The 20,693-nt window shown below is 61.8% G+C and carries 20 protein-coding genes and 1 tRNA gene; 13 read left to right on the top strand and 8 right to left on the bottom strand.

What is annotated here, in order from left to right; translation table 11 throughout:
- Nucleotides 1-20 precede the first annotated feature (20 nt).
- Nucleotides 21-1,463, bottom strand: coding sequence for a M10 family metallopeptidase C-terminal domain-containing protein (locus tag TU75_RS27415; protein WP_231981873.1), 1,443 nt, complete (start codon nt 1,461-1,463; stop codon nt 21-23).
- Nucleotides 1,464-1,891: 428 nt separating this feature from the next.
- Between TU75_RS27415 and TU75_RS19620 the strand changes: the two genes are divergently transcribed.
- Entirely contained in the window at nt 1,892-2,464 is a 573-nt protein-coding gene (locus tag TU75_RS19620; protein WP_003238717.1) for an RNA polymerase sigma factor, read from the top strand.
- The gene (locus TU75_RS19615) at nt 2,461-3,000 is read left to right on the top strand and encodes a hypothetical protein (protein ID WP_060549821.1); all 540 of its coding nucleotides are present in this window, start codon (nt 2,461-2,463) and stop codon (nt 2,998-3,000) included. The genes TU75_RS19620 and TU75_RS19615 overlap by 4 nt, the downstream gene beginning before the upstream one ends.
- Before the next feature lie 46 nt (nt 3,001-3,046).
- Here TU75_RS19615 and TU75_RS19610 read toward each other — a convergent pair.
- Nucleotides 3,047-3,123 (bottom strand) — tRNA-Arg (locus TU75_RS19610).
- A gap of 370 nt (nt 3,124-3,493) precedes the next feature.
- On the opposite strand from TU75_RS19610, the gene gabD reads away from it, so the two are divergent.
- Nucleotides 3,494-4,936, top strand: coding sequence for an NADP-dependent succinate-semialdehyde dehydrogenase (gene gabD, locus TU75_RS19605; RefSeq protein WP_060549820.1), 1,443 nt, complete (start codon nt 3,494-3,496; stop codon nt 4,934-4,936).
- Nucleotides 4,937-5,119: 183 nt separating this feature from the next.
- A complete protein-coding gene (gene gabT / locus TU75_RS19600) occupies nt 5,120-6,397 on the top strand; it encodes a 4-aminobutyrate--2-oxoglutarate transaminase (protein ID WP_003238723.1) in 1,278 nt (425 codons plus the stop codon).
- A gap of 274 nt (nt 6,398-6,671) precedes the next feature.
- Here gabT and TU75_RS19595 read toward each other — a convergent pair whose 3' ends face one another.
- Together TU75_RS19595 and desA are read right to left on the bottom strand one after the other, a co-directional pair.
- Nucleotides 6,672-7,673, bottom strand: a complete 1,002-nt coding sequence (locus TU75_RS19595) for a GGDEF domain-containing protein (RefSeq protein WP_003238726.1) — start codon at nt 7,671-7,673, stop codon at nt 6,672-6,674.
- 188 nt (nt 7,674-7,861) lie between these two features.
- Nucleotides 7,862-9,046, bottom strand: a complete 1,185-nt coding sequence (desA, locus tag TU75_RS19590; protein WP_003238729.1) for a delta-9 fatty acid desaturase DesA — start codon at nt 9,044-9,046, stop codon at nt 7,862-7,864.
- A gap of 166 nt (nt 9,047-9,212) precedes the next feature.
- Between desA and dibA the strand changes: the two genes are divergently transcribed.
- The 6 genes from dibA (at nt 9,213) to TU75_RS19560 (ending at nt 15,426) form a co-directional block, all read left to right on the top strand.
- Nucleotides 9,213-11,126 carry a phosphodiesterase DibA gene (gene dibA, locus TU75_RS19585; RefSeq protein WP_060549819.1) on the top strand — a complete coding sequence of 638 codons (1,914 nt, stop codon included), beginning with the start codon at nt 9,213-9,215 and terminating at the stop codon, nt 11,124-11,126.
- A gap of 182 nt (nt 11,127-11,308) precedes the next feature.
- Nucleotides 11,309-11,491 (top strand): sulfur starvation response protein OscA, encoded by a 183-nt coding sequence (oscA, locus tag TU75_RS19580; protein ID WP_060549818.1) that lies wholly within the window; start codon nt 11,309-11,311, stop codon nt 11,489-11,491.
- Between the two features lie 68 nt (nt 11,492-11,559).
- Entirely contained in the window at nt 11,560-12,570 is a 1,011-nt protein-coding gene (locus TU75_RS19575; protein WP_015373478.1) for a sulfate ABC transporter substrate-binding protein, read from the top strand.
- 167 nt (nt 12,571-12,737) lie between these two features.
- On the top strand, nt 12,738-13,556 hold the full coding sequence (cysT, locus tag TU75_RS19570; protein WP_060549817.1) for a sulfate ABC transporter permease subunit CysT: 819 nt from the start codon (nt 12,738-12,740) through the stop codon (nt 13,554-13,556).
- 13 nt (nt 13,557-13,569) lie between these two features.
- Nucleotides 13,570-14,442 (top strand): sulfate ABC transporter permease subunit CysW, encoded by an 873-nt coding sequence (cysW, locus tag TU75_RS19565; protein ID WP_003238737.1) that lies wholly within the window; start codon nt 13,570-13,572, stop codon nt 14,440-14,442.
- 3 nt (nt 14,443-14,445) lie between these two features.
- Nucleotides 14,446-15,426, top strand: a complete 981-nt coding sequence (locus TU75_RS19560) for a sulfate/molybdate ABC transporter ATP-binding protein (protein ID WP_060549816.1) — start codon at nt 14,446-14,448, stop codon at nt 15,424-15,426.
- Nucleotides 15,427-15,490: 64 nt separating this feature from the next.
- Here TU75_RS19560 and TU75_RS19555 read toward each other — a convergent pair whose 3' ends face one another.
- Nucleotides 15,491-16,018, bottom strand: coding sequence for an Mpo1 family 2-hydroxy fatty acid dioxygenase (locus TU75_RS19555; protein ID WP_003238741.1), 528 nt, complete (start codon nt 16,016-16,018; stop codon nt 15,491-15,493).
- 83 nt (nt 16,019-16,101) lie between these two features.
- Here TU75_RS19555 and TU75_RS19550 point away from each other — a divergent pair, with 83 nt between their 5' ends.
- On the top strand, nt 16,102-16,788 hold the full coding sequence (locus TU75_RS19550) for a Crp/Fnr family transcriptional regulator (RefSeq protein ID WP_060549815.1): 687 nt from the start codon (nt 16,102-16,104) through the stop codon (nt 16,786-16,788).
- Here the strand turns inward: TU75_RS19550 and uraH are convergent.
- Both uraH and TU75_RS19540 read right to left on the bottom strand, forming a co-directional pair.
- Nucleotides 16,783-17,193: a hydroxyisourate hydrolase gene (gene uraH, locus TU75_RS19545; RefSeq protein ID WP_003238745.1), complete on the bottom strand. Its 411-nt coding sequence runs from the start codon at nt 17,191-17,193 to the stop codon at nt 16,783-16,785. The two genes, TU75_RS19550 and uraH, sit on opposite strands and share 6 nt — an antisense overlap.
- Before the next feature lie 28 nt (nt 17,194-17,221).
- Complete coding sequence (locus tag TU75_RS19540) at nt 17,222-17,695, bottom strand: GlcG/HbpS family heme-binding protein (RefSeq protein WP_015373482.1); 474 nt, start codon at nt 17,693-17,695, stop codon at nt 17,222-17,224.
- A gap of 100 nt (nt 17,696-17,795) precedes the next feature.
- Between TU75_RS19540 and TU75_RS19535 the strand changes: the two genes are divergently transcribed.
- On the top strand, nt 17,796-18,161 hold the full coding sequence (locus TU75_RS19535) for a response regulator (protein WP_060549814.1): 366 nt from the start codon (nt 17,796-17,798) through the stop codon (nt 18,159-18,161).
- A gap of 337 nt (nt 18,162-18,498) precedes the next feature.
- On the opposite strand, the gene TU75_RS19530 is transcribed toward TU75_RS19535, so the two are convergent.
- Nucleotides 18,499-19,503, bottom strand: coding sequence for an AraC family transcriptional regulator (locus TU75_RS19530; RefSeq protein WP_060549813.1), 1,005 nt, complete (start codon nt 19,501-19,503; stop codon nt 18,499-18,501).
- 102 nt (nt 19,504-19,605) lie between these two features.
- On the opposite strand from TU75_RS19530, the gene TU75_RS19525 reads away from it, so the two are divergent.
- Nucleotides 19,606-20,649, top strand: coding sequence for a fatty acid desaturase (locus TU75_RS19525; protein WP_060549812.1), 1,044 nt, complete (start codon nt 19,606-19,608; stop codon nt 20,647-20,649).
- Nucleotides 20,650-20,693 lie beyond the last annotated feature (44 nt).

Genomic DNA, 20,693 nt, shown 5'->3' with positions numbered 1-20,693 from the left:
CAGCCAGGGCTTTTGCGACCTCAGTTCACCAGGATGTCCTTGGGATTGATCAATTGCGTGCTGTTGACTCGGAAGCTCGGCTTGCCCGTGCCAGTCAGGTCGATGGCGACGAAATAGCGATTGATAGCCGGGTCGAAACTGACGATGGTTTCGCCTGCGCGCCCAGTGAAGGCAGTGACGAGTTTGAGGTGTGTATTGGCCTCGTTCTCCAGGCCGCGCAGGTCCATTTTGTCGACCCCGGTGGAGAGGTCCATGATTTCGTCCGGGGCTTCAGGCGTGGAATCGCTGGCGCGTTTATAGACGAACGTGTCCGCGCCTCTGCCGCCGCGCAGCCGGTCTGCGCCGCCCCCACCCGTGAGCCGGTTGGCGGCGTCGTTGCCGATCAGTGCGTCATGGCCTGAGCCGCCAATGGCATTTTCGATGGCGCAGTCGCGCGCAATAGAGACATTGCCTCGCAAACCCCCCACATCCGAGAACGAGCCCGCCCTGAGGTTGATGACCTGGTCGTTGCCGTACCCCGAGACATCCAGCGTGTCGTTGCCCGCGCCGTCCCAGATGCAGAACGCCGCGCTATCCCGATGGTTTTCGAGGGAGTAGTAATCCCTGCCGCTATTGGAGTTGAAACCGTAGGTGTTGTCTTCCCGGCGAATGTGATGATTGGCCCCATACCTTTTTTGCACCGCACTGATGTCGTCCATCATCGGCGCTTTGGGCGGTTCGCCAAGCTGCTTGCCGCAGTGTTCGGCGTCGAAGTAACTCATGACGCTATGCGCTCTGGAGTCCTGTACGTGGTCAGGCGCGCTTGCCCCGTTCCAACCGTCGTAATGGCCTGGATGAGTCAGGCCCAGTGTGTGACCAATTTCGTGGGTCAGATCGTGGCGTGTCACCCGGCTTGGGTTGTAAAGCGTGTTGCCGCTGCTCCAAAACTGTCCGGGGAAAAAGCCCACTGCCGTGTGGACTTGGCTGGAAACACCGAAGCTTAATCGACCTTCTGCCTGGCGGCCGTTCTCAGTGAAATCCAGATTGGCGACATCACTCCAGGATTGCATGGAGCGTCGAGCGTCCCGCTTTTGAGCTTCGTTGAACCGTTGTGCATGGGTGTTGAACGTGTAGGAAATTTCAGTCTTGCCATTCCGATTCCAGTCATGCCACTTGTCCGTTTCCCGGGTGAGTTGCTCAACGGCTTGCTGCTTGTCAAACGAGCGCTTGTGGATCCTGGCTGCGTGTGGATCGTCCCGGCGCAGCGTCTCGTCGTAGTTGGCATGGCGAGTACTTCTGGCTGGAGGATGCAGAAAGCGATTTGACTCGACGTAGTGTGGTGGCGCCTTGCGCACATAGCGGTGCGGAATAGGCGGTTGGAGAAATGGCCGAAGGAGTGTTCCAAGCAACCGGTTGAACGGTCGCAGAGCAGGTTGAATGTACGGCTGATAGGCATATAAGGGCGCGCTGAAATTTATTCTCACGGTAGTATTTTCCGCTGGGTGCTGTCACTTTCCTTACTTGAACGACGCCGCAGGTTCCGTTTGCAGGGGGGGGTAAAACTGCCAGTCCGGGAAAGCGTTTCCAAAGGTGGATATGTGTCCGAACAAGACTTTTTTGAGCGGTGGGCCGAGGACGTAAATGTTTATGCAGTGTTTAATTTCAGCCCTCGACCCCGTCGTTGCTGGCCGTGCCACCCAGCTCGTGAAACTATCCAGATTGACCGGCGAATGAACCTACTTCACGGACTCCTGCGTCTGACCCAAGTGAGCGAATCATTCACACGCTCGGTTAAGCCAATCCCTCGGCCCTCCACAATCAACTGTGGGAGGGGGCTTGCTCCCGATAGCGGTATGCCATTCACTAAATGTCCTGACTGACACGCTGCGATCAAAAGGAGCCCGCCACGCACATGCCCACCCCGGCTGCCTCACCCAGCGACGAATCGCTGCTGGCCCGCTACCGAACCGGTGACGCCGCCGCGTTCGAAGCGCTCTACGCACGTCACCGCCAGGGCCTTTACCGATTTCTCGTGGCCCTGTGCAACAAGGCCGAATTGGCCGAAGAGATCTATCAGGAAACCTGGCTGAGCCTGATCCGCAGCACCACCCAGCCACAGGGCCGCGCGAGTTTTCGTACCTGGCTGTTCCAGATTGCCCGCAACCGCCTGATCGATCACTGGCGCAAGCACGGCATCCACAGCCCGCTGCACGACAGCTACGACGAACAACTGCACGCCCAGCCCGCCCACGACGCCGGCCCCGAGCAGCAACTGAGCCTGAGCCGCGACCAGGCCCGCCTCGACGCCGCCCTGCAAGGCCTGCCCGACGACCAGCGCGAAGTCTTCCTGCTGCGCCTGCACGGCGACCTCGACGTACCGCAAATCGCCGCCCTCACCAACGCCCCGCTGGAAACCGTCAAAAGCCGCCTGCGCTACGCCCAGCAGAAACTGCGCCGCCTGCTGGGCGAGGAGATCACCGCATGACCGATAAACGCGCCAAACCGGATCCCGATGACATGCTGCAGCACTATCGCCAACACAGCCCAGGCGAACCGCCTGCAGCCCTCGACGCCTTCATCCTCGACACCGCCCGACGTGAGGCCCCAGAGCCGCAGATGAGCGTGTGGCAGCGCTGGCGCAACATCTGTAAACAACCGCGCTGGCAAATGGCATTCGCCACGGTGGCCGGGCTGGCGTTGATGGTGGGTGTGGTGATGCGTGAGCCGGTGGCGCATAACGAAATATCTACCGCTACGTTTTCTGTGCAGGCACCGATGGCTCGGATTGCGATGGCGCCCAGGGATGAGCGCGCTGGGGCGATGGTGGGCCAATCTGCAGCCGAACGAATCACTAAACGCGCGCCAGTGCCAGGGCCTGCGTTGGAGGAGGGGTTGCGGGAGATTGTCGCGCTACGTGAGGCGGGGGAAAGCAGGGCGGCGGATGAGAAGCTGCTGGCGTTGCATGAGCGGTTTCCGCAGGAGGATTTGCCGGGGTTGTTGGAGGGGGTGAGAAGGCGTTGATACGAAAAAGCCCCAGACCTTTCGGTTTGGGGCTTTTTCACTAATCTGGTGCACCCGGCGGGATTCGAACCCACGACCCCTGCCTTCGGAGGGCAGTACTCTATCCAGCTGAGCTACGGATGCTTGTGCGGGCGCCATCATACCCATGTCGACCTTGGGCGTCCATGCTGGGTTTGGCCGCTGGATCGTGGGAAACCTTCCCGCCAGGGCTCTGCATCGGGGGCCGGTGGTCGATGGGGTGGAACGCTGTTCGTCCACGCTGATCACACTTCCCGAACACGCAGGCGCTTTACGTTCTTTTTTTCGAACAGACTATTGCCCTGTACCCCCATTGCTCCTAGGATTCGTTTGAGATTTCAAACGCTCTGTCTCCCGTGCGCCGTTTCACTCACGTTGCGTGCTGGGGCTGATTTCCCTGACGGCAGCCCACAAGGCGCCTTTCTACAACTCTAATTCGCTCCGCGTGCGCGCGGTGCTGTTAAGGAAAGCCGACATGCAGCTCAAAGATACCCAGTTGTTCCGCCAACAAGCCTTTATCGACGGCGCTTGGGTCGACGCGGACAACGGTCAAACCATCAAGGTCAATAACCCGGCCACGGGCGAGATTCTCGGCAGTGTGCCGAAGATGGGCGCCGCGGAAACCCGCCGTGCCATCGAGGCTGCCGACAAGGCGCTGCCGGCTTGGCGTGCCCTTACCGCCAAGGAGCGTGCAAACAAGCTGCGCCGTTGGTTCGAGCTGCTGATCGAAAACCAGGACGACCTTGCTCGTCTGATGACCCTTGAGCAGGGCAAGCCGCTGGCTGAAGCCAAGGGCGAAATCGTCTACGCCGCGTCCTTTATCGAGTGGTTTGCCGAAGAGGCCAAGCGCATCTACGGCGATGTGATTCCTGGCCACCAGCCCGACAAGCGCCTGATCGTGATCAAGCAGCCGATCGGCGTGACCGCTGCCATCACCCCGTGGAACTTCCCCGCCGCGATGATCACCCGTAAAGCCGGCCCGGCCCTGGCCGCCGGTTGCACCATGGTGATCAAGCCGGCGTCGCAGACGCCGTTCTCGGCCCTGGCGCTGGTTGAGCTGGCGCACCGTGCCGGTATCCCGCAAGGGGTGCTGAGTGTGGTCACCGGCAGCGCTGGCGACATCGGTGGCGAGCTGACCAGCAACCCGATCGTGCGTAAATTGTCGTTCACCGGTTCCACCGAAATCGGTCGCCAGCTGATGGCTGAATGCGCCAAGGACATCAAGAAGGTGTCCCTGGAACTGGGCGGCAACGCGCCGTTTATCGTGTTCGATGACGCTGACCTGGACAAGGCCGTCGAAGGCGCGATCATCTCCAAGTACCGCAACAACGGTCAGACCTGCGTCTGCGCCAACCGCCTGTACATTCAGGATTCGGTGTACGACGCGTTCGCCGAAAAACTAAAAGTTGCCGTGGCCAAATTGAAGATCGGCAACGGTCTGGAAGATGGCACCACAACCGGCCCGCTGATCGACGAAAAAGCCGTGGCCAAGGTCAAGGAACACATCGCTGATGCCCTGAGCAAAGGCGCGAAGCTGTTGACCGGTGGCAAGGCGATGGAAGGCAACTTCTTCGAGCCAACCATTCTGGTGGATGTGCCGAAAAACGCCGCCGTGGCGAAGGAAGAAACCTTCGGTCCGCTGGCGCCGCTGTTCCGTTTCAAAGACGAAGCCGAAGTGATCGCGATGTCCAACGACACCGAGTTCGGCCTGGCGTCCTACTTCTACGCCCGCGACCTGGGCCGTGTGTTCCGTGTGGCGGAAGCGCTGGAATACGGCATGGTCGGCGTCAACACCGGGTTGATCTCCAACGAAGTGGCGCCGTTCGGCGGCATCAAGGCGTCGGGCCTGGGCCGTGAAGGCTCCAAGTACGGGATCGAGGATTACCTAGAAATCAAATACCTCTGCCTGGGCATCTAAGCCCCGGTTTGGCATTGCAGCAGACGCAAAGGGCACGAGAGCGCTGACCCTTTGCGTGTTTCACACCGTTATTCGCAGTGGCCGGGAACGCTGTGGCAGTCGATCATCGCATGCTGCCGCAGTTGCCTCCCCGCCACGTATTCCTTGAGCCGCGCCACCCGATGAGTGGCGAATGAGGACTTTATGAGCAAGACCAACGCTTCCCTGATGAAACGCCGCGAAGCCGCTGTACCACGCGGTGTGGGCCAGATTCACCCGATCTTCGCCGAGTCCGCGAAGAACGCCACCGTGACCGACGTTGAAGGTCGCGAGTTCATCGACTTCGCCGGCGGTATCGCCGTGCTGAACACCGGCCACGTGCACCCGAAAATCATCGCGGCCGTGACCGAGCAACTGAACAAGCTGACGCACACCTGCTTCCAGGTGCTGGCGTATGAGCCGTACGTGGAGCTGTGCGAAAAAATCAACGCCAAGGTGCCGGGGGATTTCGACAAGAAAACCTTGCTGGTCACCACCGGTTCCGAAGCCGTTGAGAACGCCGTGAAGATCGCCCGCGCTGCCACCGGCCGTGCCGGCGTGATCGCCTTCACCGGCGCTTACCACGGCCGCACCATGATGACCCTGGGCCTCACCGGCAAAGTCGTGCCGTACTCGGCCGGCATGGGCCTGATGCCCGGCGGTGTGTTCCGCGCGCTGTTCCCGAACGAACTGCACGGCGTGAGCGACGACGACGCCATCGCCAGCATCGAGCGCATCTTCAAGAACGATGCCGAGCCGCGTGATATCGCCGCCATCATCATCGAGCCGGTGCAGGGTGAGGGCGGTTTCTACGTCGCGCCCAAGTCCTTCATGAAGCGTCTGCGCGAACTGTGCGACAAGCACGGCATCCTGCTGATCGCCGACGAAGTGCAAACCGGCGCTGGCCGTACCGGCACCTTCTTCGCCATGGAACAGATGGGCGTTGCCGCCGACCTGACCACCTTCGCCAAGTCCATCGCCGGCGGTTTCCCGCTGGCCGGTGTGTGCGGCAAGGCGCACTACATGGACGCCATCGCCCCAGGCGGCCTGGGCGGCACTTACGCCGGCAGCCCGATTGCCTGCGCGGCTGCGCTGGCGGTGATGGAGGTGTTCGAGGAAGAGCACCTGCTGGACCGTTGCAAAACGGTGGGTGAGCGTTTGGTGAGCGGCCTCAAGGCGATCCAGGCCAAGTACCCGGTGATCGGTGAAGTGCGCGCCCTGGGCGCGATGATCGCGCTGGAACTGTTCGAAGACGGCGACAGCCACAAGCCGAACGCCGCAGCGGTCGCCGCCGTGGTGGCCAAGGCGCGGGACAAGGGCCTGATCCTGCTGTCCTGCGGCACCTACGGCAACGTGTTGCGCGTGCTGGTACCGCTGACCTCGCCGGACGAGCAACTGGACAAGGGCCTGGCGATCATCGAAGAGTGCTTCTCCGAGCTCTGACGCGATAGAAAAACCAGTGGGAGGGGGGCTTGCCCCCCTCTTATCAAACAAAAAACAGCTTGTTGATTTCAAAGCCTGAAATTTCAGGTAACCCCATCTCTGTGGCGAGCGGGCTTGCCCCGCGCTGGGGTGCGAAGCGCCCCCAATTCAGCAAAACGCGGTGTACCTGATACGGCTCAGCGCCTGGTTTTGGGGCTGCTGCGCAGCCCAACGCAGGACAAGCCTGCTCGCCACAGGTTTGGCGAAGCCTCCCACTTTTATTTTGCGCCTGGCGTCAGTCGGCGATGACGCGGTTTTTGCCCAGGCGCTTGGCCTCGTACATGGCGGCGTCGGCGCGGGCGAACAGGCTGTCGAGGGTCGAGTCGCTTTCGCGCAGGCTCGCCAGGCCCTGGCTGACCGTCACGTTGAAGGCGCGGCCGTCATAACTGAAGCTCAGCGCCTGGATCTCTTTGCCCAGGCGCTGCGCCACTTGCAGCGCCATCTCCGGCGCGCAACCGGGCAGCACGGCGGCGAACTCTTCGCCTCCGATGCGTCCAAACAAGTCGCCACGGCGCAATACACCTCGGCCACTTTCGGCGATACGTCGCAGCACCTGATCGCCTTCCAGGTGGCCATACGTGTCGTTGATGTCCTTGAAGTCATCGATGTCCAGCAGCAGGAACGCCAGCGGCGCGCCCTGGGCAGAGGCGACGTCGAAGGCCTGGTTGGCGCATTCGAAAAAGTGCCGGCGGTTGCTGCTCTGGGTCAGTACGTCGGTAGTGGCCAGGCGGTGCAACTCCAGCTCCAACTGCTTCTTTTCGGTGATGTCCTCGGCGATGCCCACTACGATCAGCGGCTTGTCGGGCGCGGCCTGCTGGTTGATGTAGCACTTGTCACAGAGCCAGCGAATTTGCCCGTCGGCGGTGATGATGCGGTATTCACGGTCTTCCACGGCGCCAGTGGTCAGCACGCGGGCCAGGCTCTGTTCGGCGTAGTCGAGGTCTTCGGGGTGAATGCTGTTGCGCCATTCGCGGTGGTCGGCGAGCAGCAGGCTTGCCGCTCGTCCAAACACCCGCTCGTAGGCCGGGCTCACATAGAGTACGCGACGGGTTTCCCAGTCGACAGCCCACAGCACCGCATTCACGCTCACCAGCAGCGAACTCAGCAACTGCTCGCGCTCACTCAGACGCTCGACTTCACCCTGGGCATGCATGAGTGCAAGCAGGGTGGCAGCCGCCGCCGGGTGGGGCGGTTCAGCGGTTGGAAGGTCAGGCGAAAGGGGCTTTTCGTGAACCATCGGCACAACTCTCTCTGGGCGCGCCGCAAGGTGGAGCAGCGGTCACAACAAGGGGCCACCATGATGGCGAAGTGTTCTTTGAGAGAGGGTAAATGCGTCGAAGTTCCATGAACGGCACGGATTGGCGGTGCCCGGAAAATGACGTCAGAAACAGGATAAGTGGGAGGGCCAGCCCTCCCACGGCACCGTCAGACCGTCGCCGGACGCAGCGAGTAGGTCTTCAATTGGTGGGCAAAATCGCGCAGTGACTGGATACCGCTGGCCTCGGCCTCGTGTACCCATTCCTTGATCGCCGCCAGCATGTCGTGACCGTTAGAGCTGGTCTTGACCCAGATCTGCTGCAGCGCCAGGCGCTTCTCGTAGATCACTTTCAGGGCCTGGCTGTGTTCCAGCAGGCTCTGGATACGCAGGTGATGGCGATCGTCCAGCAGGCTGGTTTCACGGGACAGCAGGCGCTTGGCGCGGTGGAATTGATGGCGCACCGAATGGTCGACCCTTGCCAGCTCCTGCTTGACCAGCGGGCCGATCACCAGCTTGCGGTACTGGGCCATGATCTGGAAGCGGTTGTTGAGGATCGCCATGGCGGTGTCCATGTCCAGATGGCCCTTGCCTTCGACACGGTGGGCAATTGGCGCAACCCGCTGCACCTTGGCCAGGCGCAGGAAGCTGAACACCTTGATCCAGGCCCAGCCCATGTCGAACTCCCACTTCTTCACCGAGAGTTTGGCCGAGTTGGGGTAGGTGTGATGGTTGTTATGCAGCTCTTCGCCGCCGACGATGATGCCCCACGGCACCAGGTTGGTGGCGGCGTCGCGGCATTCGAAGTTGCGATAGCCCACGGCATGCCCCAGGCCGTTGATGACGCCGGCGGCCCAGAACGGAATCCACATCATCTGGATCGCCCAGATGGTGATGCCGATGGTGCCGAACAGCAGCAGGTCGATCACGCCCATGATCGCCACGCCCAGCAGCGGGTAGGGCGTGTAGAGCTTGCGTTCGATCCAGTCGTCCGGGCAGTTCTTGCCGTAGATGCGCAGGGTCTCCGGGTTTTCCGCTTCGGCGCGGTACAGCTCCGCGCCCTTGCGCATTACGGTGGACAGGCCCTTGATCACCGGGCTGTGCGGGTCATCGACGGTTTCGCACTTGGCGTGATGCTTGCGGTGGATGGCGGTCCACTCGCGGGTGTTCTGCGCCGTGGTCAGCCACAGCCAGAGACGGAAGAAGTGTTTCAGGCCGGCATTGAGCTCCAGGGAGCGATGGGCTGAATAGCGATGCAGATAAACCGTGACCCCGACAATGGTCACGTGGGTCATCAACAGGGTGACTGCCACCAGTTGCCAGGCTGACAGATCAAGAAAACCGTTGTACCACATAGGCTGTATGGCCCTCAGATAAAGAAAAGAACAGCTCACGCATTATCACTAAGCCTACACAGAAAACCAGACACCCTTTCAGATAGGAGTGACTGGATGTTTCTTATTCTATAATCCGTAACCTTTGTAGGGCGATGCTGTTTTTTGGGTAAGGATTACTGGGCATATGCTGTTTTCGTACCGAGGTGCCCTGTTGACGGGGCTGGTATACCTGTTGATTTCCATCGCGTGGCTGCTGTTCAGCCCCCTTTTATTGATCAACTTTCTCGATGAACCACGGGTATTGCAGTACGGCTTTCAGGTGAGCGGCTACCTATGGGTGGCGCTGAGTGCGCTGCTGATCTGCCTGATCGGCGCCCGCGCCGCCAGCGCCAATCGTCTGCTGCGACCCTTGAAGGAAAATCGCGAGCGCCTGCGTCAGGCCGCCGCCGTCTTCGATTGCACCCGCGAAGGCGTATTGGTCACCGACAGCGAAGGCCAGATTGTGCATGTCAATCGGGCCTTTATCACCATCACCGGCTATTGCGGCGAGGAGGTCCTGGGGCGGCAGCCGAGTCTGTTCAAGTCCGGGCGCCATTCGTCGAATTTTTACCGGCAGATGTTTCAGACTCTCGAACAGGACGGTGAATGGAGCGGTGAGATCTGGAATCGGCGCAAAAGCGGTGAAGTTTATCCACAGTGGCAAACCATCCGGGTCATCCATGACGACGACGGCCGCATTAGCCATTACGTCGCGGTGTTTTCCGACATCAGTGCCATCAAGGACTCCGAGCACGAATTGGCGCACCTGGCCCATCACGACCCGCTGACCGACCTGCCCAACCGCCTGCTGTTCAGCGACCGTGCCGAGCAGGCCCTGGCCTCGGCGCAGGTGCATAAACGCGGCTGTGCGTTGCTGCTGCTGGACCTGGACCACTTCAAGATCATCAATGACAGCCTTGGTCACAACGTCGGTGACCAACTGCTCAAACGCGTCGGCGAGCGGCTGGCGGGCCTGTTCGGTCCCGGCGTGACTCTGGCGCGCCTGGGCGGAGATGAGTTCGCCGTGCTGGCGGAACATTGTCCACAGGTGACCCAGGCGGTTGCCCTGGCGCAACGCATGCTCGAGGCGATGAAAGAACCGTTCGTGTTCGATGGCAACCAGCTGTTTATCAGCGCCAGCATTGGCATCAGCCTGTTCCCCGGCGATGCCCTGAGTGCCGAACAACTGCTGCGCAACGCCGATTCGGCGCTGTTCAAGGCCAAGAGCGCGGGCCGCGAAGGCTTTGCGCTGTACACCGAAGAGCTCACCGCCCACGCGCAAAACCGTGTGGAAATTGCCGGCGAGTTGCGCCGCGCCCTCGACGGCGACGAACTGCGCGTCTACTACCAGCCGGTGCACAACCTGCAGGACGGCCGCCTGATCGGTGTCGAAGCGCTGGTGCGCTGGCAGCACCCGGAGCGCGGCCTTGTGCCGCCCGGTGAATTCATCCCCATCGCCGAGCGTACCGGGCTGATTGCCGATATTGACGGATGGGTGATGCTCCAGGCCTGTCGGCAGATGGGCCAATGGCTGGCCGAGGGCCGGCCGCTGGGGTTCATGGCGGTCAACGTCTCCAGCCGGCTGTTCGCCCGGCGCGAGCTGTACGAACACGTCGCGCGGGTGCTGCACGACACCGGCCTGGACCCGGCTTTCCTGGAGCTGGAGGTCACCGAAAGCGCGGTGATGGACGATCCGGACAGGGCTCTGGAGCAACTGCACCGTCTGCGCGAACTGGGCTTGCGCCTGGCCATCGATGACTTTGGCACCGGCTATTCCTCGCTGCTGCGCCTCAAGCGCCTGCCGGTGCACAAGCTCAAGATCGACCAGGGGTTCGTCGCCGGGTTGCCGGGGGATGAAGATGACGTCGCCATCGTGCGCATGGTGGTCGCCCTGGCCAAAAGCATGGGCTTGCAGGTGCACGCCGAAGGCATCGAGCAGGTCGAGCAGGCGCGGTTTTTGCTGGCGCAGGCGTGCGATATGGGCCAGGGATATTGGTTTGGAAAGCCCAAGCCTGCCACAGACATTGAATGGTCCAACTCCCCCACGATTCGAGCTTGAAACACAGTCAACTGTGGGGGGGCTTGCCCCCTGCCACAATTGCCTCTTCATCCAGCTTGATTTTTAGTTATATAAACATTCTTAAATAGTCTTTTTAAGAATATCCGCGCTTATCTACTATCGCTCCCACGCCGCAAGCAGTTTCGCCACTGCCAGGCACTATTCATTTCAGGAGCGAGACCATGAGCGCATCTCTTCGCAGCGTCGACGCCCAGGACGAAGCAGCCATTTTGCGTGAGATCCAGAGCGCGTTGCGCGATCTGCGGTTCGGCGCGGTGGAAATCACTGTGCACAACGCACAGGTGGTACAGATCGAACGTAAAGAGAAATTCCGTTTGCAGAACCCGGGCAACAAGCCGAGCTAGGCAGCAACGGCGATTCGCAGCACCCGCAACCATAAGAAAAAGCCAACACCAGAATTCTAGGAGCTTCCATGTCGTCGATTCGCCGTTATGCCCTGGCCGCGCTGGCCAGTGCCGTGTTCGCCGGTTCCGCCGTTGCCAAGGATTACGAGTTGCTCAACGTCTCGTACGATCCTACCCGTGAGCTGTACCAGGACTACAACGCGGAGTTCACCGACTTCTGGACGCAGTCCCACCCCGGCGACACCGTCAAAATCCAGCAGTCCCATGGCGGTTCGGGCAAGCAGGGCCGTGCTGTCATCGACGGCTTGCGCGCCGACGTGGTGACCCTGGCCCTGGCCGGCGACATCGATGAAATCGCAAAATTGGGCAAAACCCTGCCGGAAAACTGGCAGACCCGCCTGCCGGATGCGAGCACGCCTTACACCTCGACCATCGTGTTCCTGGTGCGCAAGGGCAACCCCAAAGGCATCAAGGACTGGGGCGACTTGATCAAAAAAGACGTGTCGGTGATCACGCCGAACCCGAAAACCTCCGGCGGTGCGCGCTGGAACTTCCTCGCCGCCTGGGCCTATGGCCTCAAGGCCGGTGGCAGCGAGGCCAAGGCCCAGGCGTACGTGAAAGAACTGTTCAAGCACGTGCCGATCCTCGACACCGGCGCGCGCGGTTCGACCATCACCTTCGTCAACAACGGTCAGGGTGACGTGTTGCTGGCCTGGGAAAACGAAGCCTTTCTGGCACTGAAGGAAGACGGCGGCGCCGACAAGTTCGACATCGTCGTGCCGTCGCTGTCGATCCTCGCCGAGCCGCCGGTGGCCGTGGTTGACAAGAACGCCGAGAAAAAGGGCAACACCGAGATCGCCACCGAGTACCTTAAGCACCTGTACAGCCCGGCTGGCCAGGAGATTGCGGCGAAGAACTTCTACCGCCCACGCGATGAAAAAGTCGCCGCCAAGTACGCCCGGCAGTTCCCCAAACTGGACCTGGTGACCATCGACAAAGACTTCGGCGGCTGGAAAACTGCCCAGCCGAAATTCTTCAACGACGGTGGCGTGTTCGACCAGATCTACACGGCGCAATAACCCAGGAGAGCGCTCTTCTGTGGAGCTGGCTTGCCCGCGATAGCATCACCCTGGAGTGACTGACACACCAAGGTGCCTGCATCGCGGGCAAGCCCGGTTCCCACAGGAAAACCAGCTCCAGAAAGCGCGCTTCTACAGTGGTTTCCACCCTTTAACCAAGGACTCTTATGTCGCGTCGTATCTCCCCCGTCATACCCGGCTTCGGGCTGACGCTGGGCTACACCGTGGTGTACCTCAGCCTGATCGTACTCATCCCCCTGGCGGCGATGTTCGTGCACGCCGCTCAACTCACCTGGGATCAGTTCTGGGCCATCATCTCCGCCCCGCGCGTATTGGCGGCGTTGAAACTGAGCTTCAGCACCGCGCTCTACGCCGCGCTGATCAACGGCGTGATCGGCACGTTGCTGGCCTGGGTGCTGGTGCGCTACAGCTTCCCCGGCCGCAAGATCATCGATGCGATGATCGACCTGCCGTTCGCCCTGCCCACCGCCGTGGCCGGTATCGCGCTCACCGCGCTGTACACGCCTACCGGCCTGGTCGGCCAGTTCGCCGCCGACCTGGGCTTCAAGATCGCCTACACCCCCTTGGGCATCACCCTGGCGCTGACCTTCGTCACCCTGCCCTTTGTGGTACGCACGGTGCAGCCGGTGCTCGCCGACATCCCCCGGGAAATCGAAGAGGCCGCCGCCTGCCTGGGCGCCAAGCCGTTGCAGGTGTTCCGCTACATCCTCGTGCCCGAGCTGCTGCCGGCCTGGCTCACCGGCTTTGCCCTGGCGTTTGCCCGGGGCGTGGGTGAGTACGGTTCGGTAATCTTCATCGCCGGCAACATGCCGATGAAGACCGAGATCCTGCCGCTGCTGATCATGGTCAAGCTCGACCAGTACGACTACCGCGGGGCCACCTCCATCGGTGTGCTGATGCTGGTGGTTTCCTTTGTGTTGCTGCTGCTGATCAACTTGCTGCAGCGGCGCATCGAACGTCCATAAGGAGGCGCGGAACATGTCCCAATCGTCTATTTCCGCCGCGTCCTCGGCCAATGCGGCCCGGCGTGGCAGCGCAGTGTCGCGACGCATCCTGATCGGCCTTGGCTGGCTGGTGTTTGCGCTGTTTTTGCTGCTGCCGCTGTTTATCGTGGTGTCCCAGGGCCTGAAGAACGGCCTCGGCGCGTTCTTCACCGCGATCCTGGAGCCCGACGCCTTGTCGGCGCTGAAACTCACGGTGATCGCCGTGGCGATTTCGGTGCCGCTCAACGTGGTGTTCGGCGTCAGCGCGGCCTGGTGCGTGAGCAAGTACTCGTTCCGTGGCAAAAGCATTCTGGTGACGCTGATCGACTTGCCGTTCTCGGTATCTCCGGTGATTGCGGGTCTCGTCTACGTGCTGATGTTCGGCGCCCAGGGCTTCTTCGGGCCGTGGTTGCAGGAGCATGACATTCAGATCGTGTTTGCCTTGCCCGGCATCGTGCTCGCCACCATTTTCGTCACCGTGCCGTTCGTGGCCCGTGAGCTGATCCCGCTGATGCAGGAGCAGGGCACCCAGGAAGAAGAGGCCGCGCGCCTGCTTGGCGCCAATGGCTGGCAGATGTTCTGGCATGTCACCGTGCCGAACATCAAATGGGGCCTGATCTACGGCGTGGTGCTGTGTACCGCGCGGGCCATGGGCGAATTCGGCGCGGTGTCGGTGGTGTCCGGGCACATTCGTGGCGTCACCAACACCCTGCCGCTGCACGTCGAGATTCTTTACAACGAATACAACCACGTTGCCGCGTTTGCGGTGGCCAGCCTGTTGCTGATCCTGGCGCTCTTCATCCTGCTGCTCAAGCAGTGGAGCGAGAACCGTATCAACCGCCTGCGCAACAGCGCCGGTGAGGAATAAGTCATGTCGATCCAAGTCCGTAATGTCAGCAAGAACTTCAACGCCTTCAAGGCCCTGAACAGCATCAATCTGGACATCCAGAGTGGCGAGCTGGTGGCGTTGCTGGGCCCGTCCGGCTGCGGCAAGACCACCTTGCTGCGCATCATTGCCGGGCTGGAAACCCCGGATGACGGCAGCATCGTGTTCCACGGCGAAGACGTCTCCGGCCACGATGTGCGCGATCGCAACGTCGGCTTTGTGTTTCAACACTACGCGCTGTTCCGCCACATGACCGTGTTCGACAACGTCGCTTTCGGCCTGCGCATGAAGCCGAAAAACCAGCGTCCGACGCAAAGTCAGATTGCGGCCAAGGTCCATGAGCTGCTGAACATGGTGCAGCTCGACTGGCTGTCGGATCGCTACCCGGAACAACTCTCCGGCGGCCAGCGCCAGCGCATCGCCCTGGCCCGCGCGTTGGCGGTCGAGCCCAAGGTGCTGCTGTTGGATGAACCGTTCGGCGCCCTCGACGCCAAGGTGCGTAAAGAACTGCGCCGCTGGCTGGCGCGCCTGCACGAAGACATCAACCTGACCTCGGTGTTCGTCACCCACGACCAGGAAGAGGCCATGGAAGTCGCCGACCGCATTGTGGTGATGAACAAGGGCGTGATCGAGCAGATCGGCTCACCGGGTGAGGTCTATGAGAACCCGGCCAGCGACTTCGTCTATCACTTCCTCGGTGACTCCAACCGCCTGCACCTGGGCGAAGACCAGCACGTGCTGTTCCGCCCGCACGAAGTGTCGCTGTCGCGCCATGAGCTGGAGGATCACCACGCGGCTCAAGTGCGTGATATCCGCCCGCTGGGCGCAACCACGCGAGTGACGCTGAAGGTCGAGGGCCAGGGCGAACTGATCGAAGCCGAAGTGGTGAAGGACCACGACAGCCTCACCGGCCTGGCGCGCGGCGATACCCTGTTCTTCAAACCCAAGGTCTGGCAGAAAGCCTGACAACCCCCGCCATAACCCATCTGGAAATCGGGCCAATGTGGGAGGGGGCTTGCCCCTCCCACATTTAGATCCCGCTGGGCTTGAGATCGCGGCGTGCCACCGGGCCTGAGCGGTGTTCGATCTGCTGCTTCAGCTCCTGGCGCAACCCCAGCAAAAACGCCGCCTCTGCCACCACAAACAACGGCCCCACGATCAGCCCCGACACGTCATCCACAAACGCGGGCTTGCGGCCTTCCCAGTAATGCCCGACAAACTGAATCACCCAGCCCACCACGAATAAACCGACGCCGCTGCTCAACCACACCAGCGTGCTTTGCGCCGCCAGCACATGGCCGGCCCACACTGACAAGCCCATCAGCATCGTCATCAGCACGCCCAAGGCCAGTTCGAGGCGCAGGTAAAACCATGCCGAAAACAACGTCAGGATCACGGCCGGTGAAACCCACAGGCCACCGACGGACCATTCGGGGCGTGAAAGCAGCACGGCCACCGCCACCACGATCAGCGGGATACCCACAAAATGGCTGGCGATATTGCGCGGGTCGCGGTGGTAGGCGGCGTATTGACTGAGGTGGTCGACGAGGCTTTTCATTGTTGTTCCTCCTGTAGGATGCTCGATCATGCCCTGTCAGCCGGCGCCTGACTGTCAGCTGGGCGACAATCTTCGGAGTTCTCATGGATGCAGAGAAATGGCACGCCCGTTTGGCCTGCGGCCACTGGTTCAGCCACCTGCCTGTCGAGCTACAGCGTAGTCTGCTGGCGGCGGCGCGGGTGCGCTCGCTGACGGCTGGGCAATACCTGTTCAAGCGCGGCGATCCACCCTGCGGGCTTTACGCGGTGCTGGACGGCGCGGTACGCATCAGCGCGGTGAACGCCCAGGGCAAGGAAGCGGTGTTGAGCCTGGTGGAAACGCCTTACTGGTTCGGCGAAATCTGCCTGTTCGACAGCCTGCCGCGCACCCACGATGCCCTGGCCACCGGCCTATGCACGCTGTTGCAGGTGCCCCAGGCCGCCATGCTCGACATCCTCGAACACCAGCCGGCGTATTGGCGCGATGTGGCCCTGTTGATGAGCCACAAACTGCGCCTGTCGTTGATCAATATCGAGCAAATGAGCCTGATGCCCGCGTCGGCGCGCCTGGCCCATCGGCTGCTGATGATCGCCGAGGGCTACGGCGAAATAGACCAGGCGCGCCGCACATTGCAGCTGCCTCAGGAGGACTTGGCGGCAATGTTGGGCCTGTCGCGCCAGACCACCAACAGTCTGCTCAAGGCGCTGGAGCAGCAGGGCACCCTCGGTCTGAGTTATGGCGCGATTGAGATACTCGATCTCAAAGGCCTGCATCAGGCTGCGGGCCTATGAGCCGCGATAGGTAGAGAACCCATACGGGCTGAGCAACAGCGGGATGTGGTAATGCTGGTCGGCCTGTTTCACCTGGAAAATCACCGGCACTTCGGGGAAGAACGTCTCGCGGTTGGCCTTTTTGTAATAGTCACCGGTCTTGAACACCACACGGTATTCACCCGGCGCCATGCTGCGGCCGGCGGGGAACAGCTCGGCGATGCGCCCCTGCGGGTTGGTGACGCCAGTGGACAGCGACTGCCATTGATCGCCCACGTGCTGCTCCAGGGTGACGTTCACGCCAGCACTCGGCAGGCCGTTTTCCAGGTTGAGCACGTGCACGCTCAGCGGATTGCCGTCGGCCAGGGCCAGGTTGCACAAGCTGCTGAGGCTGAGGGCGGCGAGGGTCATGCTTAGGGTTTTCATCGAGAAGTCCTTTTTGAGGAAGGTGGAATCAGAGGGAAGTTTTCAAGCCCAGTTGCTCGGCGGCCTGTATTGCGCAGGACTCGTCCTGTGCTGCGCCGCCGGCACCGGCGATGCCCAGCGCGCCCACCAGTTCAGCGTCGGCAAACAGCGGCACGCCGCCACCGAGCAACAGCAACTCGGGCAAGCTGTTAAGGTTGGCGGCTTCGGGGTTGTTGCGCGCCCGTTCGGCAAACAGCCGGGTCGGGGTTTTGGTCGAGAGCGCCGTAAAGGCCTTGCGCTGGCTGGCGAGGCTGTTGTGCGGGCCGACGCCGTCGGCCCGCAGGCCCAGCAGCAGGTTGCCGCCACGGTCGAGCACGGTCAGCGCAGCGCTGCAATGGGTGAGGCTCGCGTCGGCCAGTTGGCGCGCGGTGTGCAAATCCAGCGTGGCATGGCGGGGCAGTTGGGGCGTCGCCAGGGCTGCGGTGCAGACGGCGAGGCTGAGGAACAGGGCAGTGCGATGCATGGTGATGGCTCCAGAAAGCAGGCCGTCACGGTAGCCAGTGAACGTGGTCAGAAACCGCACAATTTGATGACAGGTTTGTAATCAAACCCAGAGGTAAGGCATGCAGGTGTTGTTAGTGGAAGACCAGCCCGAGCTGGCGCAGCACATGGCCCAGGGCTTGAGCGAGGCAGGCTTCGGCGTGGAAGTCGCGGCCAACGGCATGGCGGCCCAGCGCTTTGTGGAAAGCACCGTGTACGACCTGGTGATTCTGGATGTAATGCTGCCCGGGCTGAACGCCTGGAAGCTGCAGCAGGCCATTCGGCAACGCGGCGAGACGCCGGTGCTGTTCCTCACCACGCCGGGCGGGATTGAAGATCGCCTGCGCGGGTTGGAATTGCATGAGGATGACTACCTGCTCAAGCCGTTCGAGGCCAGGGCGTTGGTGGCGCGGGTGAGGAAGCTGTTGCGGCGTGATCGTGGGCGCTGACTGATCCGGCATTTGCAGTGCCTGCACCATTGCTATCGGGGGCAAGCCCTAATGCTGTTCAGTTATGGAAAATGTGTGGGCTTATTGTGGCGAGCGGGCTTGCCCCGCGTTGGGGTGCGAAGCGCCCCCAATCCTGCAAAACGCGTGTACCTGATACGGCTCAGCGCCTGGTTTTGGGGCTGCTGCGCAGCCCAACGCAGGACAAGCCTGCTCGCCACAGGGAATCTGCGCTTAACTGAACGGCATTAGGGCGAGCCCACTCCCACATGCTGAAATGCGTTCCCCTGTGGGAGGGGGCTTGAACCCGATGAGACCATTACCCTCTCCCCACATCTCCCTACCGCAACCCATCCCTGAACTGCCCCGGCGTCACCCCCGTCCACCGCTTGAACGCCCGATTGAAACTGCTGGTATCGGCAAACCCCAACAAATGACTGATCTCGGCCAACGAGCACTGCGGGTCCCGCAAGTGCTGCAGTGCCAGGTTCTGCCGGCACTCATTGAGCAGCGCATCAAACCGACAGCCTTCATCCGCGAGGTGCCGCTGCAAGCTGCGCAAACTCAAGTGCAGCGCCTGGGCAATCCGTTCGGCGCCCGGCTCGCCGTCGGGCAATTGCGCCTCGATGACGGCGCGTACCCTGCGCTCCCAGGTCAGCGGTTGCAGTTGCGCCAGGGTGCGCTTGAGCACGGTTTCGTTGTGCTCGGCCAGTGCCGGGTTGGCGTCGTCCAGATGGCTGTCGAAATCGTGGGCGGCAAACTCCAGACGGTCCTCTTCAGCGCCAAAAAACACCGGCGCGCGGAACACCGTGTGCCACGGGCCGGCATCGGCCGGTTCGGCGCGGCGCAGATGGACGGCCAACGGCGCATAGTCGCGGCCCAGGCGGTTGCGGCAGGTGCGCACATAGATCGCCGCAAACGCATCGATGGCTTCCGGCGCCGGTGCCGGGCTGCCTTCGGGTTGCAGCAGGCGAAAGCTGTAGTGATCGTCGTGACGGGTCAGCTGCGGACTCAGCGCATCGCTGACCACTTGGTGATAACGCACGATGCGCTCGAACACCTCACGCAGACTGCCGCTGGCCACCAGTGCGTAACCCAGTGCGTGAAACGTGGTGGGGCTCACAAACCGTGACACCCGCAAGCCAATCGCCGGGTCACCGCTGGCCTGTACCGCCAGCGCCCACAGGCGCGTGGTGGCCGACAGCGGATAGCGCGCTTCGGGGTCGTCCATGTGCTTCGGGTCGAGCCCTGCCTGCGCGCACAGCGCGGCGCTGTCCAGGCCCAGGGCATCGAGTTGCTTGCGCAGGGCGCGGGTCCAGCTTGCGAGAGACGTGGGTTCGGTCATGGTGATTGGCGCTTGCGGTCAACAGGTTGGCGTGTGGGGCTAGCGTCCTGCCTGATCGCATGGGGCAGGATGTACGCATCACAGTTCTCAGAGAATGGAAGCATGGACGGTAGTTCTGCAAGCCCCCGGCAGATGAACGCGCAACAGCGTGCGGCGTATATCCGTGAAGTGGTGCTGGCCGAAGGTGTGCGCCTGCGCCGGCAGCACCCCTGGCTGTTGCATCAGGACGCGCTGGGCGCGGGCATCCTGGCGTTTGCCCTGCTGGGCATGCTCGGTTCGGCGGCGCTGTATATCACCGGGCATATGGCCTGGTGGGCGTGCCTGCTGCTCAATGCGTTTCTCGCCTCACTGACCCATGAGCTGGAACACGACCTGATCCACAGCATGTACTTTCGCAAGCAGCGCCTGCCTCACAACCTGATGATGGGCCTGGTGTGGCTGGCGCGGCCCAGCACCATCAACCCGTGGATACGCCGGCACCTGCACCTCAATCATCACAAGTTCTCCGGCACCGAGGCCGATATGGAAGAACGCGCCATCACCAATGGCGAGCCCTGGGGGGTGGCACGCTTGCTGATGGTGGGCGATAACCTGATGTCGGCGTTGATCCGTCTGATGCGCGCCAACACCTGGGGCCATAAACTCAAGATCCTCAAGCGCGTTGTGTTGGTCTACGCGCCGTTGGCGCTGCTGCACTGGGGCGCGTGGTATATCTTTCTGGGTTTTCACGCGGTCAACGGCATCGCCAGTCTGCTGGGCACGCCGGTCGAGTGGTCGGCCGGCACCTTGCAGATGATGCAGGTGATCGACATCGCCGCCGTGGTGATCATCGGGCCCAATGTGCTGCGCACGTTCTGCCTGCACTTTGTCAGCTCCAACATGCACTACTACGGCGATGTGGAGCTGGGCAATGTGATCCAGCAGACCCAGGTGCTCAACCCCTGGTGGCTATGGCCGATGCAGGCGTTCTGCTTCAACTTTGGCAGCACCCACGGGATTCACCATTTTGTGGTGAAAGAGCCGTTCTACATTCGCCAGATGACCGCCAAAGTGGGGCATAAGGTCATGGCCGAGATGGGCGTGCGCTTCAATGATTTCGGGACGTTTGCGCGGGCCAATCGGCTGGAGCCGCCTGCGCACGCTTGAAGGTCTTATTGCCGCAATGCATGTGTGGCGAGCGGGCTCGCCCT

It is taken from the genome of Pseudomonas poae, from assembly GCF_001439785.1.
GTDB lineage: Bacteria > Pseudomonadota > Gammaproteobacteria > Pseudomonadales > Pseudomonadaceae > Aquipseudomonas > Aquipseudomonas poae.
This window is presented reverse-complemented; position numbering and strand designations above follow the sequence as displayed.

What these genes read in the sequence shown, in the direction of transcription:
- TU75_RS19620 (WP_003238717.1), top strand. Translation starts at nt 1,892, where the DNA reads ATGCCCACCCCGGCTGCCTCACCCAGCGACGAATCGCTGCTGGCCCGC.
- TU75_RS19615 (WP_060549821.1), top strand. Translation starts at nt 2,461, where the DNA reads ATGACCGATAAACGCGCCAAACCGGATCCCGATGACATGCTGCAGCAC.
- gabD (WP_060549820.1), top strand. Translation starts at nt 3,494, where the DNA reads ATGCAGCTCAAAGATACCCAGTTGTTCCGCCAACAAGCCTTTATCGAC.
- gabT (WP_003238723.1), top strand. Translation starts at nt 5,120, where the DNA reads ATGAGCAAGACCAACGCTTCCCTGATGAAACGCCGCGAAGCCGCTGTA.
- TU75_RS19595 (WP_003238726.1), bottom strand. Translation starts at nt 7,673, where the DNA reads ATGGTTCACGAAAAGCCCCTTTCGCCTGACCTTCCAACCGCTGAACCG.
- desA (WP_003238729.1), bottom strand. Translation starts at nt 9,046, where the DNA reads ATGTGGTACAACGGTTTTCTTGATCTGTCAGCCTGGCAACTGGTGGCA.
- dibA (WP_060549819.1), top strand. Translation starts at nt 9,213, where the DNA reads ATGCTGTTTTCGTACCGAGGTGCCCTGTTGACGGGGCTGGTATACCTG.
- oscA (WP_060549818.1), top strand. Translation starts at nt 11,309, where the DNA reads ATGAGCGCATCTCTTCGCAGCGTCGACGCCCAGGACGAAGCAGCCATT.
- TU75_RS19575 (WP_015373478.1), top strand. Translation starts at nt 11,560, where the DNA reads ATGTCGTCGATTCGCCGTTATGCCCTGGCCGCGCTGGCCAGTGCCGTG.
- cysT (WP_060549817.1), top strand. Translation starts at nt 12,738, where the DNA reads ATGTCGCGTCGTATCTCCCCCGTCATACCCGGCTTCGGGCTGACGCTG.
- cysW (WP_003238737.1), top strand. Translation starts at nt 13,570, where the DNA reads ATGTCCCAATCGTCTATTTCCGCCGCGTCCTCGGCCAATGCGGCCCGG.
- TU75_RS19560 (WP_060549816.1), top strand. Translation starts at nt 14,446, where the DNA reads ATGTCGATCCAAGTCCGTAATGTCAGCAAGAACTTCAACGCCTTCAAG.
- TU75_RS19555 (WP_003238741.1), bottom strand. Translation starts at nt 16,018, where the DNA reads ATGAAAAGCCTCGTCGACCACCTCAGTCAATACGCCGCCTACCACCGC.
- TU75_RS19550 (WP_060549815.1), top strand. Translation starts at nt 16,102, where the DNA reads ATGGATGCAGAGAAATGGCACGCCCGTTTGGCCTGCGGCCACTGGTTC.
- uraH (WP_003238745.1), bottom strand. Translation starts at nt 17,193, where the DNA reads ATGAAAACCCTAAGCATGACCCTCGCCGCCCTCAGCCTCAGCAGCTTG.
- TU75_RS19540 (WP_015373482.1), bottom strand. Translation starts at nt 17,695, where the DNA reads ATGCATCGCACTGCCCTGTTCCTCAGCCTCGCCGTCTGCACCGCAGCC.
- TU75_RS19535 (WP_060549814.1), top strand. Translation starts at nt 17,796, where the DNA reads ATGCAGGTGTTGTTAGTGGAAGACCAGCCCGAGCTGGCGCAGCACATG.
- TU75_RS19530 (WP_060549813.1), bottom strand. Translation starts at nt 19,503, where the DNA reads ATGACCGAACCCACGTCTCTCGCAAGCTGGACCCGCGCCCTGCGCAAG.
- TU75_RS19525 (WP_060549812.1), top strand. Translation starts at nt 19,606, where the DNA reads ATGGACGGTAGTTCTGCAAGCCCCCGGCAGATGAACGCGCAACAGCGT.